The 15466-nt window shown below is 67.5% G+C and carries 17 protein-coding genes and 1 pseudogene; 8 read left to right on the top strand and 10 right to left on the bottom strand.

What is annotated here, in order from left to right:
* Nucleotides 1-73: 73 nt before the first annotated feature.
* The 8 genes and pseudogenes from AWC17_RS00750 to AWC17_RS00715 form a co-directional block, all read right to left on the bottom strand.
* Nucleotides 74-1234, bottom strand: coding sequence for an acyltransferase family protein (locus tag AWC17_RS00750; RefSeq protein WP_082122868.1), 1161 nt, complete (start codon nucleotides 1232-1234; stop codon nucleotides 74-76).
* Nucleotides 1235-1324: 90 nt separating this feature from the next.
* Nucleotides 1325-2451: pseudogene (locus AWC17_RS00745) on the bottom strand (acyltransferase family protein).
* Nucleotides 2452-2552: 101 nt separating this feature from the next.
* Nucleotides 2553-3173, bottom strand: coding sequence for a dTDP-4-dehydrorhamnose 3,5-epimerase (gene rfbC, locus AWC17_RS00740; protein ID WP_046182368.1), 621 nt, complete (start codon nucleotides 3171-3173; stop codon nucleotides 2553-2555).
* Nucleotide 3174: 1 nt separating this feature from the next.
* Nucleotides 3175-4170, bottom strand: coding sequence for a dTDP-glucose 4,6-dehydratase (gene rfbB, locus AWC17_RS00735; RefSeq protein WP_046182350.1), 996 nt, complete (start codon nucleotides 4168-4170; stop codon nucleotides 3175-3177).
* 27 nt (nucleotides 4171-4197) lie between these two features.
* Nucleotides 4198-5064 carry an LLM class F420-dependent oxidoreductase gene (locus AWC17_RS00730; protein WP_046182349.1) on the bottom strand — a complete coding sequence of 289 codons (867 nt, stop codon included), beginning with the start codon at nucleotides 5062-5064 and terminating at the stop codon, nucleotides 4198-4200.
* An 11-nt stretch (nucleotides 5065-5075) separates the two neighbouring features.
* A complete protein-coding gene (locus tag AWC17_RS00725) occupies nucleotides 5076-5921 on the bottom strand; it encodes an LLM class F420-dependent oxidoreductase (RefSeq protein WP_046182367.1) in 846 nt (281 codons plus the stop codon).
* A 29-nt stretch (nucleotides 5922-5950) separates the two neighbouring features.
* Nucleotides 5951-7426 (bottom strand): ATP-binding protein, encoded by a 1476-nt coding sequence (locus tag AWC17_RS00720; RefSeq protein WP_046182348.1) that lies wholly within the window; start codon nucleotides 7424-7426, stop codon nucleotides 5951-5953.
* Between the two features lie 8 nt (nucleotides 7427-7434).
* Nucleotides 7435-9120 (bottom strand): NAD(P)/FAD-dependent oxidoreductase, encoded by a 1686-nt coding sequence (locus AWC17_RS00715; RefSeq protein ID WP_046182347.1) that lies wholly within the window; start codon nucleotides 9118-9120, stop codon nucleotides 7435-7437.
* Between the two features lie 264 nt (nucleotides 9121-9384).
* Between AWC17_RS00715 and infA the strand changes: the two genes are divergently transcribed.
* From infA to truA, 8 genes are all read left to right on the top strand, one after another.
* A complete protein-coding gene (infA, locus tag AWC17_RS00710) occupies nucleotides 9385-9606 on the top strand; it encodes a translation initiation factor IF-1 (RefSeq protein WP_046182346.1) in 222 nt (73 codons plus the stop codon).
* 43 nt (nucleotides 9607-9649) lie between these two features.
* On the top strand, nucleotides 9650-9763 hold the full coding sequence (gene rpmJ / locus AWC17_RS00705) for a 50S ribosomal protein L36 (RefSeq protein ID WP_003879483.1): 114 nt from the start codon (nucleotides 9650-9652) through the stop codon (nucleotides 9761-9763).
* 159 nt (nucleotides 9764-9922) lie between these two features.
* Nucleotides 9923-10297 (top strand): 30S ribosomal protein S13, encoded by a 375-nt coding sequence (gene rpsM, locus AWC17_RS00700; RefSeq protein WP_046182345.1) that lies wholly within the window; start codon nucleotides 9923-9925, stop codon nucleotides 10295-10297.
* Between the two features lie 6 nt (nucleotides 10298-10303).
* The gene (gene rpsK, locus AWC17_RS00695; protein ID WP_046182344.1) at nucleotides 10304-10720 is read left to right on the top strand and encodes a 30S ribosomal protein S11; all 417 of its coding nucleotides are present in this window, start codon (nucleotides 10304-10306) and stop codon (nucleotides 10718-10720) included.
* 10 nt (nucleotides 10721-10730) lie between these two features.
* Nucleotides 10731-11336 carry a 30S ribosomal protein S4 gene (gene rpsD, locus AWC17_RS00690; protein WP_046182343.1) on the top strand — a complete coding sequence of 202 codons (606 nt, stop codon included), beginning with the start codon at nucleotides 10731-10733 and terminating at the stop codon, nucleotides 11334-11336.
* A gap of 76 nt (nucleotides 11337-11412) precedes the next feature.
* Complete coding sequence (locus AWC17_RS00685; RefSeq protein ID WP_085164132.1) at nucleotides 11413-12456, top strand: DNA-directed RNA polymerase subunit alpha; 1044 nt, start codon at nucleotides 11413-11415, stop codon at nucleotides 12454-12456.
* A gap of 35 nt (nucleotides 12457-12491) precedes the next feature.
* Entirely contained in the window at nucleotides 12492-13070 is a 579-nt protein-coding gene (gene rplQ, locus AWC17_RS00680; RefSeq protein ID WP_046182341.1) for a 50S ribosomal protein L17, read from the top strand.
* On the top strand, nucleotides 13051-13908 hold the full coding sequence (truA, locus tag AWC17_RS00675; RefSeq protein WP_085164131.1) for a tRNA pseudouridine(38-40) synthase TruA: 858 nt from the start codon (nucleotides 13051-13053) through the stop codon (nucleotides 13906-13908). Before rplQ ends, truA begins: the two co-directional genes overlap by 20 nt.
* Here the strand turns inward: truA and AWC17_RS00670 are convergent.
* The gene (locus AWC17_RS00670; protein ID WP_372517418.1) at nucleotides 13905-14540 is read right to left on the bottom strand and encodes a cutinase family protein; all 636 of its coding nucleotides are present in this window, start codon (nucleotides 14538-14540) and stop codon (nucleotides 13905-13907) included. The two genes, truA and AWC17_RS00670, sit on opposite strands and share 4 nt — an antisense overlap.
* 42 nt (nucleotides 14541-14582) lie before the next feature.
* A complete protein-coding gene (locus AWC17_RS00665) occupies nucleotides 14583-15443 on the bottom strand; it encodes a cutinase family protein (RefSeq protein ID WP_046187054.1) in 861 nt (286 codons plus the stop codon).
* Nucleotides 15444-15466 lie beyond the last annotated feature (23 nt).

Here is a 15466-nt window from a genome sequence, read left to right as displayed (position 1 = left end):
CTGACCTACCTCGGCGGCGTCACCCTGGCCGCCATCATCACCTACCACCGCGTCCACAATTAACAGACACGGCCTAGGCGGTATCCGGAACCTCAGGAGTTGGCTTCTGCGTAGCTCGGTCCGCCGCGACGGCATCGTGATCGGGGGCGGCCTCGGCCTCGGATAGCTCGGCCTCGGATAGCTCGGCGTTGGCGCCGGACCACTTCCGCTTGAGGCGCGATTTCAGCCGCTGCGCCGGCTTCTCCACCAGGAACCAACTCCCCGCGGCAAGCGGTAGCGTCGCGGTCGTCGAAATCACGAAATAGACCAACGGATTCAGCCAGATGAACCCCAATACGGCCAGCAGCTGCTGGGTGGGGAACGCGTAGATGTACACGCCGTAGGACAGGTCGGTGCGCAGCCGCAGGCGCCGGTGCTTGATCAGGATGCCCGAGACCACGACCGCGTACGCCAGGGGCAGCGCGCCGACCACCCGGTAATCAGGCAGCCGGCTGGAAGCCAGCACGATCACCACGCTCACCGCGACGAGTGACCACCGTGCCGGAATCACGTCCTTCCACTGGTACAGCAGCGCCCCGGCCGAAAACGTAAGGGCGGAGCGAACAGCGAGCTGGGGAATGGTCCAGACGCCGGGGTAGGTGAGCGGCGGCAGCGCCAGCGCGCCCAACGTCGCCAGTATCAAGATCGCGGGCGACACCCAGCGGCGGTTGGCCAGGCCGACCAGTCCGATGATGGCAACGATGATGTAGCACATGATTTCCCAGATCAGGGACCACAGCGAAGCGTTCCATCCGCCCGCATCGGGGATGCCATGCGGGGTGTCACCGACGAAGTGATGGAGATAGGCCACGGCGCTGTTTTTCCAGATGTACTCCAGCGGCGCACTGGAGAACAGCAGCTTCGCGGGCGAACCGCCCTGGATGGCCACGCTGAGGGGGGCGAAGACGAACGCGGTCGCGAGCAGGCAGACGTAGAAGGCGGGTAGGATGCGCAGAGCTCGGGCGGTGAAGTAGTCGCGGGCCCGGGGGTCGTTGAGCCAGCTCGCGGTGATCAGAAATCCCGAGATCGCGAAGAAGCCGTCGACCCCCACGGAGAACAGCAGCTGGAGCGTCGGCGCCGGTGGCATGCGGCCGGTCACCGGAAACGAGTGCCACAAGATGACCTCGGCCGCCAGGCCTAGCCGAAAAGCGTTCAGCGCGTTCTTTCGCGGATCGAACACCTGCCCGAGGTTCATCGGTCTCCACCCCTTGTACGCCGCCAAAGCCGTCCGCGGCATCCTATGCCACCCGTCGGAGGGCCGTTCGGCTTTTCGGCCGTTCGGCGACTAGTGGGCGACACCCGGGACGTCGGGAGGCAGCACGACCAGCGGTTGCTTCTGGGCGCCGGACCGCTTGGGCCCGAAGCGGTGTCTGAGCGATCTCGCGGGCTTTTCGACCAGGAACCAACTTGCGAACGCGAGCGGCACGGTGGCGAGCGACACCGCGCCGAAGATCACCAGCCTGTTCGTGTTGACCAGCCCGACAACGGCCAGCAGCTGCTGAACCGGATACGCGTAGATGTACATGCCGTAGGAGATGTCTGTCCGCAGCCGAAGGCGCCGGTGGTGTAGTAACGTGCCCGAGACCACGATGGCGTAGGCGAGCGGAACCGCGGCGACCACCCGGTAATCGGGCAACCGGCCGGCCAGGATCACGACGACGACGCTGACCGCGACGAGCGACCACCGAGCTGGGATCGCGTCGCGCCATTGATAGAGCAGCGCCCCGGCCGAAAACATGATCGCGGTGCGGCAGGCCAGGAATATCAGGGCGGTGCGCGCGTCGCCGCCGGGGTGATGCAACACCTCGGGGAAGGCAATGGGCGGCATCAGCAGCGCGCCGATGGTTGCCAGTGCCAATATCGCGGGGGACACCCACCGGCGGCTGGCCAGCCCCACCACGCCGATCACCCCGACGATGACGTAGCACATCACCTCCCAAATGAGCGACCACAGGGAAGCGTCCCAGTCGCCGGCATCCGGGATTCCACTCGGCGTGCCGCCCACGTCGAACTTCACGAACGCCACCGCGGCGTTTTTGAAGATGTATTCGAGCGGCGCGCCGGAAAGGATCAGTTGCATGGGCGAACCGCCCCGGATCGCCACGCTGACGGGGGCGATCACCAACGCGGTGACGAGCAGGCATACGTAGAACCCGGGCAGGATGCGCAGGGCCCGGGCCAGGAAATACTCACGGACGTTCGGGTTGTTCAGCCAGCTCGCGGTGATCAGAAATCCGGAGATCGCGAAGAAGCCGTCAACCCCTAGCGAAAAAAAACTTGCAGGAACGTCCTGTTCGAGGGGATGGGGCCGTTGAGCGAAAAGACGTGCCAAAAGATAACTTCGCCCGCCAGCGCCAGCCGCCACGCGTTAAGTGCATTGTTTCGCGGATCGAACACTTGCCCGAGTTTCATCCGCCTGCCTTTCGTCGGCACACGTTGACCGCGTCATCCTAACCACTCCGACCAGCAGAAAGGTAGGACTAATTTTGCGCCGGGCAAACTGCTTCGGTGCGCTATTGCGCGTTGAACTTCGCGCGCAAACGCTCGACGAACGTTTGCGTGGCCGCCCAACCAGGCAATAAGCCGGCGGCGCGCACCTCGTCGAAAGTCGGGGCCGCGGCGTCGCGAGCGGAAAGCGTCGGCGGTGCGCCGTCAACCAGCGGCCACTCGATTCCCAACGCCGGATCGGTCGGGCAAATGGTGTGCTCGCGCCCCGGGCTGTATTCGGCCGAGCACAGGTACATCACCGTGGAATTGTCCTGCAAGGCAAGAAAGCCGTGCGCCAAGCCTTCGGAGATGTAGATCGACCTGTGCTCGAGGTCATCGAGCAACACCGAATCCCATTGGCCGAATGTGGGCGACCCCTCACGGATGTCGACCACCACGTCGAATACCGAGCCCGATACGCAGGTGACGTACTTGGCCTGGCTCGGCGGAAGTTGGGCGAAATGCAGGCCCCGCAGCACCCCGGCCGACGACACCGAGCAATTGGCTTGCTGGACGTCGAAGCGGTGACCGGCGAATGCGGTGAAGTCGTGATCGGTCAGCCACTCGAACAACAGGCCGCGGGAGTCGCCGTGCAGGGTCGGGGTGATCTCCCACGTCCCCGGTATGTCGAGCTCGCGAACTTTCATCTCACTGACCACGTCCTTCGTAACGGGCTTCCGCGGCGTCCTTCAAAGGGCGCCACCAGGATTCGTTGGCACGATACCAGTCGATGGTCGAGCTCAACCCCTCCTCGAAGTCGGTATGCTTTGGGGCCCAACAGAGTTCGTCGTACAACGTCGACGGGTCGATGGCGTAGCGCAGGTCGTGGCCGACGCGGTCGGTCACGTGGTCGAAGTCGTCGGGTTCGCGGCCCATCATCTTCAGCAGCGTGCGCAGCACGCTCAGGTTGTCGCGCTCGCCCTCGGAACTGATCAGGTACGTCCGGCCGATCTCGCCCTTTTCCAGGATGCGCCGCACGGCGCTGTTGTGGTCGTCGACGTGGATCCAGTCGCGGACGTTGGCGCCGCTGCCGTACAGCTTGGGCCGCCGGCCGGTGAGGATGTTGGTGATCTGGCGCGGGATGAACTTCTCCACGTGCTGATACGGCCCGTAATTATTGGAGCAGTTCGAGATCGTGGCCCGCACGCCATACGAGCGTACCCACGCCCGCACCAGCATGTCGGCGCCGGCCTTGGTCGCCGAGTACGGGCTCGAGGGGTTGTAGGGCGTCGACTCGGTGAACCGGTGGGGGTCGTCGAGCTCCAGGTCGCCGTAGACCTCGTCGGTCGAAATGTGGTGCAGCCGCACGCCGTGGCGCCGCACCGCCTCCAGGATGGTGAACGTGCCGACCACGTTGGTGTGCAGGAAGGGCCCCGGGTCGTCCAGCGCGTTGTCCACGTGGCTCTCCGCGGCGAAGTGCACCACCGCGTCGGACTCGGCGACCAGCTTCGAGACCAGCTCGGCGTCGCAGATGTCGCCCACCACCAGGCGCATGGCGTCCTCGACGTCGGCCAGCGACTCGCGCCGGCCGGCGTAGGTCATGGCGTCGAGCACGGTCACCGAGTCCTCGGGGTGCTCGCGCACGGTGCTGTGCACGAAATTCGCGCCGATGAACCCAGCGCCGCCGGTGACCAGTAACCGCATGCTGCAAACCCTAACCGAGCGGCTCGATCAGCTTGTGCGAGTCAGCCCCAGCGGTCCGGCCAATTCGCTCAGCGCCGAAATCACCGCGTCGTCGCCGGCGGCGTCCAGCACCTGGACGGCGACGTGGTCGGCCCCGGCGTCGCAGTGTTCGCGCAGCCGTTGCGCGATGGCCTCCGGGGTGCCGTAGGCGACCACCGCGTCGATCAGCTTGTCGCTGCCCGGCTTGCGGACGTCGGCCTCGCTGAAGCCGAGCCGCAGCCAGTTGTTCACGTAGTTGCTCAGGTCCAGGTAGAAGTCGGCGTACCGGCGGCCGACCGCGCGGGCCTCCTCCGGGTCGGTGGTGAGCACCACCTTGTGTTCCGGCGCCAGGAACACGGAGTTGCCGACCAGTTCGCGGGCCTTGGCGGTGTGTTCCGGGGTGGTCAGGTACGGGTGCGCGCCGGCGCTGCGCCGCGCGGCCAGCTGCAACACGCGCGGCCCGAGCGCCGCGAGCACCCGGCGGCTGGTCGGCACCATCGCCGCGTCGAGCTCGTCGAGGTAGGAGACCAGCGCGTCGTACGGCTTGACGTACTCCTGGGTGTGCTCGGGATGCCCGACGCCGACCCCCAGCAAAAACCTTCCGGGATAAGCGCTTTCGATGCGCTTGAAGGACTCGGCGACGGCCGGCGCGGGCGCGGTCCAGATGTTGACGATCCCGGTGGCCAGTTGCAGCGACGTCGTCCGCTCCAGGGCCGGTTCGACCCAGGACAGGTCGGCGTCCGGGGAACCGCCGACCCAGGCGGCGCCGTAGCCCAGCGACTCGATCCGCTCGGCCAGTTCGGGGGTGATGGAGCGCCCCGGCAGCCATACGCCGAATTGGCCCAGATCGGGTTTCAGTGCTGCGGCGCCGGTCATCTACGTCCCCCTTATGCGTTCAATCCGAGCGGCCCCGCCAATTCGGCCAGCGCCGAGACAAGGTTGTCATCCTTCGTCAGCACCTGCACGGGCACGTGGTCGGCGCCGGCGTCGAGGTGCTCCTTCAGCCGGGCCGCGATGGCCTCGGGGGTGCCGTAGGCCACCACCGCGTCCACCAGGCGGTCGCTGCCCGGCTTGGTGACTTCCTCGTCGGTGAAGCCGAGCCGCTTCCAGCTGTTGCGGTAGTTGGCGAGCTGGAAATAGATGTCGAGCGCCCGCCGGCCGACCGCGCGCGCCTTCTCGGCGTCGGTGGTCAGCACCGCCTTGTGCTCGGGCGCCAAAAACGCCGACGGGCCGATCAGCTCGCGGGCGTGCGCGGTGTGCTCGGGGGTGGTGAGGTACGGGTGGGCCCCGGCGGCGCGCTCGGCCGACAGCTTGAGGACGCGCGGGCCCAGCGCGGCCACCACGCGGCGGTTGGCGGGCACCCCGTAGTCGTCGAGCTGCTGCAGGTACTCCGTCAGCGCGTCGTAGGGCTTGCGGTACTCGGTGTGCGCCTCGGGATGGCCGACGCCGATGCCGAGCAGGAACCGGCCCGGGTAGGCCTTGTCGATGCGATGGAACGATTCGGCCACCGGCTTGGCGGGTGCGGTCCAGATGTTGACGATGCCGGTGGCCACCTGCAGGGTGGTCGTCGCCTCTAGGATGGGCTCGACCCAGGCCAGCTCGGCCGGCGGCGAACCGCCCACCCAGACGGCCCCGTAGCCCAGGGCTTCGATGTCTTTGGCTTGTTGGGGCGTGACGCCGCGTCCGAACGATCCGAACCGGCCAAGATTGGGCTTGCTCGCTGCATCGGTCATGGTCGTTCCCAACCCGCCGGCACAGGCCGCTATTCCGGGTCCAGCGAACTCGCGTCGGGGGGCGGCGGCTCCAGCGGCAGCAGCACGATGAACCGGGTGTCGCCGGGGACCGATTCCACCCGCAGGTCGCCGCGATGTTTCTTCACGACGATGTTGAACGCCAGATCGAGCCCCAGGCCGGTGCCCTGGCCGAAGGGCTTGGTGGTGAAGAACGGCTCGAAGATGTGCTCGCGGACGTCCTCGGGCACCCCCGGACCGGTGTCGCAGATTTCGACGCGGACCATGCTCTCGCCTTCGCGGCAGGTGCGGATGGTCAGCGTGCCGCCCGCATCACCCATCGCGGCGATCGCGTTGTCGATGATGTTGGTCCACACCTGATTGAGATCACCTGGGTAGCAAGGGATTTCGGGAATCGATTTGTCGAAGTCCTTGGCCACCTGCACGGCGGCGTCGCGGCCCAGCCGGTCGGCGAACATCACCAGCGTGCTGCGCAGCAGATCGTGGATGTCGGCCACCTGGAAGGGGGCCCGGTCCATCTGCGAATACTGCTTGGCGTCGGCGACCAGGGCCGAAATCCGTTTGCTCGCTTCCAGGATCTGGTTCAGCAGCAGCTCGCCCTCGACGGTGTAGGTCAGCCAGCGGATGGCCTTCTCCAGCGACGTCGACGCGCCGAGCTCCTCGGTGGCCGCGGCGATGCGCTCCAGCCAATCGGTGTCGATGCCGCCCTCGACGAAGGTCGGGGCGATGTCCCAGCCGCCCTCGATGTCGTGGTCCTCGAGCCATTCGCCGACGGCGTCCTCCAAATCGGCCGTCTCGATCGCGGTCAGGTTCGTCGAGGCCGACTTGGCCACCTGGGCCGCGACCTCCTCCTGCAGCCGCACCAGCGCCCGCAGCGCCTCCGGGCTGACGGTGCCGTCGGCGAGCATCGCGAGCTTCTGGCGCATGCCGGCGACCCGCTGCCGCAGCTCCGACGCGGCGCGCACGGTGGCCGCGGCCGGATTGTTCAGCTGGTGGGTCAGCCCGGCCGACAACCGGCCCAGCGCCAGCAGCTTCTCCCGGTTGTCGATGATCCGGCGGGTGCGATCGGTGCCGACGGCGATGCCGTCGAGCAGGTGCACCGCCATCGGGAACTGGTCCCTCATGAACTGGGCGAACACCGGCGCGTCCATCACGAAGAACCGCGACGGCTTGGTCACGTGCACCGAGGCGTCGTAGCTCTTCTGCTTCCCGCCGGTAAACGCCCGCCACGCCCCGCAATACACGCCGCGCTGCGACGTGCGGTTGGTTTCGATGTCCTGGCCGCCGGACAGCTTCGACATCATCAGCTCGCCGTCGATCAGGACGTAGAAGCAGGTCGCCGGTTCGCCCTCGACGCAGATCGGGCCCGGCTCGTAGTTCTCGATGTGACCGTTGGCGCACAACACCGCGAGCTGCTCGTCGGTGAGCGCCTCGAACAGGAACAGGCTGCGCAGCTCGTCGGGCTGGCACGGCGTCTTGGCGGTCATGGCCCTTCCTAGCTCTCGGCCAGGTAGCGGTGCACGAGCATGACGGCCATCGACCCCTCGCCGACCGCGGCCGCGACGCGCTTGGCGGACTCGGCCCGCACGTCGCCGGTGGCGAACACGCCCGGCACGCTGGTCTCGAGGTGGTGGGGCGGGCGGTCCAGGGTCCAGCCGCACACGTTGCGCAGGTCCGGTCCGGTGAGCACGAAGCCGTGGTCGTCGCGGGCGAGCACCCCGTCCAGCCACTCGGTGCGCGGGGCGGCGCCGATGAAGATGAACATCCGGGCGCAGGTGACGTCCTCGGTGTCCCCGGTCCGGTTGTCGACCAGGGTCAGTCGCTCCAGGTGGTCGTTTCCGACGGCGCGGCGCACCTCGGTGCAGGTGCGCACGGTGATGTTGGGCCGCTGCCGGATCTGCTGGATCAGGTAGTAGGACATCGAGGCGTCCAGCGACGGGGCGCGCACCACGATGGTGACCGACTTGGCCTCGCGGGACAGGTACATCGCGGCCTGGCCGGCGGAGTTGGCCCCGCCGACGACGTATACCTCCTCGCCGGCGCATTCCGACGCGATGGAGACGGCCGCCCCGTAGTAGACGCCGCGGCCGGTCAGCTCGCCGCAGCCCTCCGCAGGCAGCTGGCGGTAGGCGACGCCGGTGGCCAGGATGACGGCGTGCGCATCGATCGAGCCGCCGTCGGCGAACCGCACGGTGCGCTTGGGGCCGTTGACCTCCAGCGCCGTGGCGGTGCGGGCGGTGATGAGTTCGGCCCCGAACTTCTCGGCCTGCCTGCGGGCGCGGTCGGCCAACTGGCCGCCCGACACCCCGTCGGGGAAGCCGAGGTAGTTCTCGATCCGTGAGCTCTGGCCCGCCTGACCGCCCGTCGCGGTGCGTTCGATGAGCACGGTGCGCAGCCCTTCGGAGGCGCCGTAGACGGCGGCGGCCAGGCCCGCCGGCCCGCCGCCGATGACGATCAGGTCATAGAACTCCTGCGACGGCGTGGTGGTCAGGCCCAGGGTGTCGGCCAGCTGCGCGTCGGTGGGTTCGACGAGGGTGTCGCCGCGTTCGGTGACGACGATGGGCAGCCGCAGGCCGTCCTCGCCGGCGGCCTTCAGCAGCCGTTCGCCGTCGGGGTCGTCGGCCATGAACCACGAGTAGTGCAGCCCGTTGCGGGCCAGGAAGTCGCGCACCTGCCAGGACCGCTCCGACCAGCGGTGCCCGATCACCTTGGTGTGCGGGATCGGGTGTTCCGGCGCCGCCCGCCAGGCGTCCAGCAGCGCGTCGATGACGGGGTAGAACTTCTCCTGCGGCGGATCCCACGGCTTGAGCAGGTAATGGTCCAGGTCGACGACGTTGATCGCGTCGATGGCGGCGTGGGTGTCGGCGTAGGCCGTCAGCAGCACCCGCCGCGCCGCGGGGTACATGTCCATCGCCTGCTCGAGGAATTCGATGCCGCTCATCTGCGGCATCCGGTAGTCGGCGATCAGCACCGCGACCGTCTCGCCCCGCAGCTTGAGCTCCTTGAGCGTCTCCAGGGCGTCGGGACCCGACTCGGCGCGCACGATCCGGTGCCCATCGCCGTATTGGCGACGCAGATCGCGGGCGACCGCGCGCGAGACCGAGGGATCGTCGTCGACGGTCAGCAGCACGGGCTTGCGAGGCTGAACTAAGGGGGTTGCGGGGCCTGAGGGGCTCGTCATCGAGGTTAAGTATGCCCTCGTCAGGGCCCTCACGGCAGGTCGAGGAGGCGGTTTATCGGCCGGCCGGATTTCGCTGCCCGCGATTTTGGGTCAGGGCGCCTGACCAGGTATCGTGGGACAACGGTGCGTCATCCGCGCCGACTCTTTGCGTGCCCTGTCTTAGGAATTTCCTGTAACCGGCCCACGTTTCTAGTCGGGCGAATGCTGCGCCGGTACGGGCGCACACAAGGATACGAAACCAAAGACGAGGATTGCTGAAAAGTTATGGCCAAGAAGGAAGGCGCCATAGAGGTCGAGGGCCGGGTGGTCGAGCCCCTGCCCAATGCGATGTTCCGCATTGAGCTGGAGAACGGACACAAGGTGCTCGCCCACATCAGCGGCAAGATGCGGCAGCACTACATCCGCATCCTGCCCGAGGACCGGGTGGTGGTCGAGCTGTCTCCCTACGACCTGTCCCGGGGCCGCATCGTGTACCGGTACAAGTAAGTAGCCCGAACCAGACAACGAGAAAGAACAGGATCGAACAGCCGTGAAGGTGAACCCGAGCGTCAAGCCAATCTGTGACAAGTGCAGGGTGATCCGTCGGCATGGGCGGGTCATGGTGATCTGCTCCGATCCGCGTCACAAGCAGCGCCAAGGCTAATGTTTTCGCATCCCCGACAACTGAATGCAGACCTCCCAGCACCAGTGAACGGATAGGCCGTTCATCCACGCCCGGACGGAGGCCGGGCCCCGCCTCAAACTTCGGGGCGGGAACGGGCTGGGATAAGACCTCCGCCTAGAAAAAGAGGAAACGCCACCTATGGCTCGATTAGTAGGCGTCGATCTGCCGCGCGACAAGCGGATGGAGATCGCGCTGACCTACATCTTCGGCGTCGGCCGTACCCGGTCGAACGAGATCCTGGCAGCTACGGGGATCGACAAGGACCTGCGCACCAGGGACCTGACCGACGACCAGCTGACCCACTTGCGTGACTACATCGAAGCGAACCTCAAGGTAGAGGGTGACCTGCGCCGCGAGGTGCAGGCCGACATTCGCCGCAAGATCGAGATCGGCTGCTACCAGGGCCTGCGGCACCGCCGCGGCATGCCGGTGCGCGGCCAGCGGACCAAGACCAATGCGCGCACCCGCAAGGGCCCCAAGCGCACCATCGCAGGCAAGAAGAAGGCCAGGTAATCGCCCATGCCACCAGCCAAGAAGGCAGCCTCTGCCCCCAAGAAGGGGCAGAAGACCCGCAAGCGGGAAAAGAAGAACATCCCGCACGGTGCCGCGCACATCAAGAGCACGTTCAACAACACGATCGTGAGCATCACCGACCCCCAGGGCAACGTCATCGCCTGGGCGTCGTCGGGTCACGTCGGCTTCAAGGGCTCGCGGAAATCGACCCCCTTCGCCGCGCAGCTCGCCGCCGAGAACGCCGCGCGCAAGGCGCAGGAGCACGGCGTGCGCAAGGTTGACGTGTTCGTGAAGGGTCCGGGCTCGGGCCGGGAGACGGCGATCCGCTCGCTGCAGGCCGCGGGTCTCGAGGTCGGCGCGATCTCCGACGTCACCCCGCAGCCCCACAACGGTTGCCGTCCGCCGAAGCGCAGAAGGGTCTAGGAGGAGAATCATGGCTCGTTACACCGGACCCATCACCCGCAAGTCGCGCCGGCTGCGCACCGACCTCGTCGGTGGCGACCAGGCGTTCGAGAAGCGTCCCTACCCGCCCGGCCAGCACGGCCGCGCGCGGATCAAGGAAAGCGAATACCTGCAGCAGCTGCAGGAGAAGCAGAAGGCCCGCTTCACCTACGGCGTGATGGAGAAGCAGTTCCGTCGCTACTACGAAGAGGCCAGCCGGCAGTCCGGCAAGACGGGTGAGGAGCTGCTCAAGATCCTGGAAAGCCGACTGGACAACGTCGTCTACCGCGCCGGGCTTGCCCGCACGCGCCGGATGGCCCGCCAGCTGGTCAGCCACGGCCACTTCAGCGTCAACGGCGTGCACGTCAACGTGCCCAGCTACCGGGTGTCGCAGTACGACATCATCGACGTGCGGGACGGCTCGCTGAACACGGTGCCGTTCCAGATCGCGCGGGAGACGGCGGGCGACCGCCCCATTCCGAGCTGGCTGCAGGTCGTGGGGGAGCGTCAGCGCATCCTCATCCACCAGCTGCCCGAGCGCGCGCAGATCGACGTGCCGCTCGCCGAGCAGCTGATCGTCGAGTTCTACTCGAAGTAAGAGCCCCCTGCACCAAGCTGGTGCAGGTCTTAACGGCATCAAATAGCGGGTGCCGAGAAGGAGAAGAAGAAACACCATGCTGATCTCTCAGCGACCCACACTGTCGGAGGAAGTCCTCAACGACAGCCGCTCGCAGTTCGTCATCGAGCCCCTGGAGCCCGGATTCGGTTACACCCTGGGCAATTCGCTGCGCCGGACGCTGTTGTCGTCCATTCCCGGTGCCGCCGTCACCAGCATTCGCATCGACGGCGCGCTGCACGAGTTCACCACCGTCGCCGGGGTGAAGGAAGACGTCACGGCGATCATCCTGAACCTCAAGGGCCTGGTCGTGTCCTCGGAGGAGGACGAGCCCGTCACCATGTACCTGCGCAAGCAGGGCCCGGGCGCGGTCACCGCGGGTGACATCGTGCCGCCCGCCGGTGTCACGGTGCACAACCCCGAGATGCACATCGCGACGCTGAACGACAAGGGCAAGCTCGAGGTCGAGCTCGTCGTCGAGCGCGGCCGCGGCTACGTCCCGGCGGTGCAGAACCGGGCCTCGGGCGCCGAAATCGGGCGCATCCCGGTCGATTCCATCTACTCGCCGGTGCTCAAGGTGACCTACAAGGTCGACGCGACCCGCGTCGAGCAGCGCACCGACTTCGACAAGCTGATCCTGGACGTCGAGACCAAGAACTCGATCACCCCGCGCGACGCGCTGGCGTCGGCCGGTAAGACCCTGGTCGAATTGTTCGGTCTGGCACGCGAACTCAACGTCGAGGCCGAGGGCATCGAGATCGGGCCGTCGCCGGCCGAGGCCGACCACATCGCCTCGTTCGCGCTGCCGATCGACGACCTGGACCTGACGGTGCGGTCGTACAACTGCCTCAAGCGCGAGGGCGTGCACACCGTCGGCGAGCTGGTGTCGCGCACCGAGTCCGACCTGCTCGACATCCGCAACTTCGGTCAGAAGTCGATCGACGAGGTGAAGGTCAAGCTGCACCAGCTGGGCCTGTCGCTCAAGGACAGCCCGCCGAGCTTCGACCCGTCTCAGGTCGCGGGCTACGACGTGGCCACGGGCACCTGGTCCACCGAGGGCGCCTACGACGACCAGGACTACGCGGAAACCGAACAGCTCTAAAGCTTTTGAGAATCATCTAGACAGGAGCGTCACCAATGCCCAAGCCCACCAAGGGCCCCCGCCTCGGCGGGTCGTCTTCGCACCAGAAGGCCCTGCTGGCCAACCTGGCCACGTCGCTGTTCGAGCACGGCCGGATCAAGACGACCGAGCCGAAGGCGCGCGCGCTGCGGCCGTATGCGGAAAAGCTGATCACGCACGCGAAAAAGGGCACGCTGCACAACCGTCGAGAGGTGCTCAAAAAGATCCGCGACAAGGACGTGGTGCACGCCTTGTTCGCGGAGATCGGGCCGTTCTTCGCCGACCGCAACGGCGGCTACACCCGCATCATCAAGGTCGAGCCGCGCAAGGGCGACAACGCCCCGATGGCGGTGATCGAGCTGGTGCGGGAGAAGACGGTGACCTCGGAGGCCGACCGGGCACGCCGGGTCAAGTCTTCCAAGAAGGCTCCCGAAACCAAAGATGCTCCTGTCGCGGCAGCGGCGGCACCTCAGGCGGCGGTCGAGCCTGAGGAAGCCGTCGGCCCGACGGCCGAAGAGGTGACCGAGGAGGCCCCGGCCGAAGAGGTGACCGAGGAGGCCGCGGCCGACGAGCCCGATGAGGCCACCGAGAGCTGATGAGGCCGTCCGTCTCAGGCTGGACATCGCCTATGACGGAACGGAATTCGCGGGCTGGGCGCCTCAGTCCGGCCAGCGCACCGTCGCCGGGGTGCTCGACGAGGCGCTGACGACCGTCTTCCGCACGCCGATGCGGCTGCGGGCGGCCGGGCGCACCGACACCGGGGTCCACGCCACCGGTCAGGTGGCCCACCTCGATGTGCCCTTGGCCGCGCTGCCGAACGCCTACCCGCGCTCGTCACGCGCCGGCGAGCCGGAATTCGAGCCGCTGGTGCGCCGGCTCGCCCGGTTCCTGCCTGACGACGTCCGGGTGCTCGACATCGCCCGCGCCCCAGCGGGTTTCGACGCCCGCTTCTCGGCGCTGCGGCGTCACTACGTGTACCGGCTGTCGACCGCGCCCTACGGGGTGCAGCCGCAGCAGGCCCGCTACATCACCGCCTGGCCGCGCGACCTGGATGTCGACGCGATGGCCGCCGCGTCGCGAGACCTGCTGGGACTGCACGACTTTGCCGGGTTCTGCCGTCATCGCGAGAACGCCACCACCATTCGCGACCTGCAGCGCTTGGAGTGGTCGCGCGACGGTGACCTGATCACCGCCCACGTCAGCGCCGACGCGTTCTGCTGGTCGATGGTGCGCTCGTTGGTGGGGGCACTGCTGGCCGTGGGCGAGCACCGCCGACCGGCGTCGTGGTGTGCTGAATTGCTGACCGCCACAAGCCGTTCCAGCAACTTCGCGGCCGCGCCGCCGCACGGTCTGACGCTGGTAAGCGTCGACTACCCGCCCGATGACCAACTGGAGGCGCGCAACCTGGTCACCCGGGATCTGCGCACCCGCTAGACCTTGCTCGCGACGAAACGCGCGGCCTGGTTGGTCAATCCGGGCACGTAGCTCAGGTGGGATGCCCACTGGGTGCCGCCCGAGCAGATCGGGTCGCCCGGATTGCACAGGTCGATGGTCTTGCCACCGAACTCCGGGGTCAGGGCGCTCATCAGCTGGGCCGCCCGGCCGGACGGATTGCCGAACAGGGCGACGGCGGCGACATGATCGGCGGCCGCGGCCGGCAGCGGCTGGCGGAAGCCCAGGCCGGGCAGCGGTGCGGCCGTGACGATGTCGATGACGGCGGCGCCCTGCGAGTACCCGCCGAGCACCAGCTTGGTGTTCGGGCAGTTGCCGGCCATCTGCTGGATGTGGTTGCTGGCGTCATTGGCGCCGTCCGCGGCGGCCAGGAAGTCTTTGTTGGCCGGGTAGTTCACCCCGTATGTGCCAACGCTTTTGCCGGTCTGCTGGCGCAGCGAGTTGACGAAGGCCCCGCCGACCTTCCCGACGCCGGGTGGCTCGTCGGTTCCCCGGGCGAAGACCACCTCAACACCGGGGCAGGAGGCGAAGGCCTGCGGAAGCAGTTGGGGAGCAACCAATAACGCGCCCCCCGCGAGCAGCCCGGCGCCCAGCGTCAACGAAATAAGCCTCACCCCACGATGTTAGGGGCGCGTTGGTCGCGAGCCGGTAACGATTTAGACGAGAGGAGCTTGCGGAGACACCGTGCTCGGTGCGGCCGGCGCGACCGGCGCAGGCGAAGGACCGGCTCCGCCGTGGATCGAGGGCGGTGACCCGGGCGGGGTCTGCCCGTAGATTGGTGACGGCTGGCCGGGCTGCATCGGACCGGGGCCCTGCGGCGGGCCATAGCCGGGAACCGACTGGCCGCTGCCGGCCAGCAGCTTGGACGCGACGAACGCGGCGGCCTGGGTGGTGTAGACGGGGACGTAGCCCTCGGTGTGCCCGCTCCACTCGTTGCCGGGGCCCGCGTGACAGATCGGGTCGTTGGGGTTGCACAGGTCGATCGCCTTGGACCCCAGCATCGCGCTCTGGGTGGGCAGCGTGCCGCCGGCGCGGTCGGCCACGTCGCCGAAGGTGGCGACGGCCGCGATGTTGTTGGCGTATTGCGGCGGCAGTGAGTTACCCCAGTTGATGCCGCCGATCGGGACGCCGGCCACGATGTCCATCACCGACGCGCCCTGGGAGTAGCCGCCCAGCACGATCTTGGTGTTGGGGCACGTCTCCACGCTCTTCTTGACGCGGTCGATGGTGTCGTTGGCGCCGTCACCGCCGTGCAGCTGCAGCTTGCTGGCCGCATAGTTCACCCCGTACGGCAGGATGTTCAGGCCGGTCTGCTGGCGCAGCGAGTCCACGAAAGCGTCGCCGACCCGGCCCAGACCGGGCGGCTCGTTGGTGCCGCGGGCAAAGATGACCTCGACGTCCGGGCAGTCGAAGGCGGAGGCTATCGGCGCCGCGGCGGGGGATAAGAGCAGGCCAGAAGCAGTGACCAGTGCAGAGGCCCCGAGCCCGACGCAGCGACCTATGCGGTGAAATTTCACGCCATCACCTTACCCACCCACGC

Source organism: Mycobacterium nebraskense (assembly GCF_002102255.1).
GTDB lineage: Bacteria > Actinomycetota > Actinomycetes > Mycobacteriales > Mycobacteriaceae > Mycobacterium > Mycobacterium nebraskense.
The sequence above is the reverse complement of the archived record's forward strand: the minus strand, read 5'-3'. Positions and strand labels throughout refer to the sequence as shown.

Bases quoted from the DNA above. Each gene is read 5' to 3' on its own strand.
- AWC17_RS00750 (WP_082122868.1), bottom strand. From the start codon at position 1,234: ATGAACCTCGGGCAGGTGTTCGATCCGCGAAAGAACGCGCTGAACGCT.
- rfbC (WP_046182368.1), bottom strand. From the start codon at position 3,173: ATGAAAGTTCGCGAGCTCGACATACCGGGGACGTGGGAGATCACCCCG.
- rfbB (WP_046182350.1), bottom strand. From the start codon at position 4,170: ATGCGGTTACTGGTCACCGGCGGCGCTGGGTTCATCGGCGCGAATTTC.
- AWC17_RS00730 (WP_046182349.1), bottom strand. From the start codon at position 5,064: ATGACCGGCGCCGCAGCACTGAAACCCGATCTGGGCCAATTCGGCGTA.
- AWC17_RS00725 (WP_046182367.1), bottom strand. From the start codon at position 5,921: ATGACCGATGCAGCGAGCAAGCCCAATCTTGGCCGGTTCGGATCGTTC.
- AWC17_RS00720 (WP_046182348.1), bottom strand. From the start codon at position 7,426: ATGACCGCCAAGACGCCGTGCCAGCCCGACGAGCTGCGCAGCCTGTTC.
- AWC17_RS00715 (WP_046182347.1), bottom strand. From the start codon at position 9,120: ATGACGAGCCCCTCAGGCCCCGCAACCCCCTTAGTTCAGCCTCGCAAG.
- infA (WP_046182346.1), top strand. From the start codon at position 9,385: ATGGCCAAGAAGGAAGGCGCCATAGAGGTCGAGGGCCGGGTGGTCGAG.
- rpsM (WP_046182345.1), top strand. From the start codon at position 9,923: ATGGCTCGATTAGTAGGCGTCGATCTGCCGCGCGACAAGCGGATGGAG.
- rpsK (WP_046182344.1), top strand. From the start codon at position 10,304: ATGCCACCAGCCAAGAAGGCAGCCTCTGCCCCCAAGAAGGGGCAGAAG.
- rpsD (WP_046182343.1), top strand. From the start codon at position 10,731: ATGGCTCGTTACACCGGACCCATCACCCGCAAGTCGCGCCGGCTGCGC.
- AWC17_RS00685 (WP_085164132.1), top strand. From the start codon at position 11,413: ATGCTGATCTCTCAGCGACCCACACTGTCGGAGGAAGTCCTCAACGAC.
- rplQ (WP_046182341.1), top strand. From the start codon at position 12,492: ATGCCCAAGCCCACCAAGGGCCCCCGCCTCGGCGGGTCGTCTTCGCAC.
- truA (WP_085164131.1), top strand. From the start codon at position 13,051: ATGAGGCCACCGAGAGCTGATGAGGCCGTCCGTCTCAGGCTGGACATC.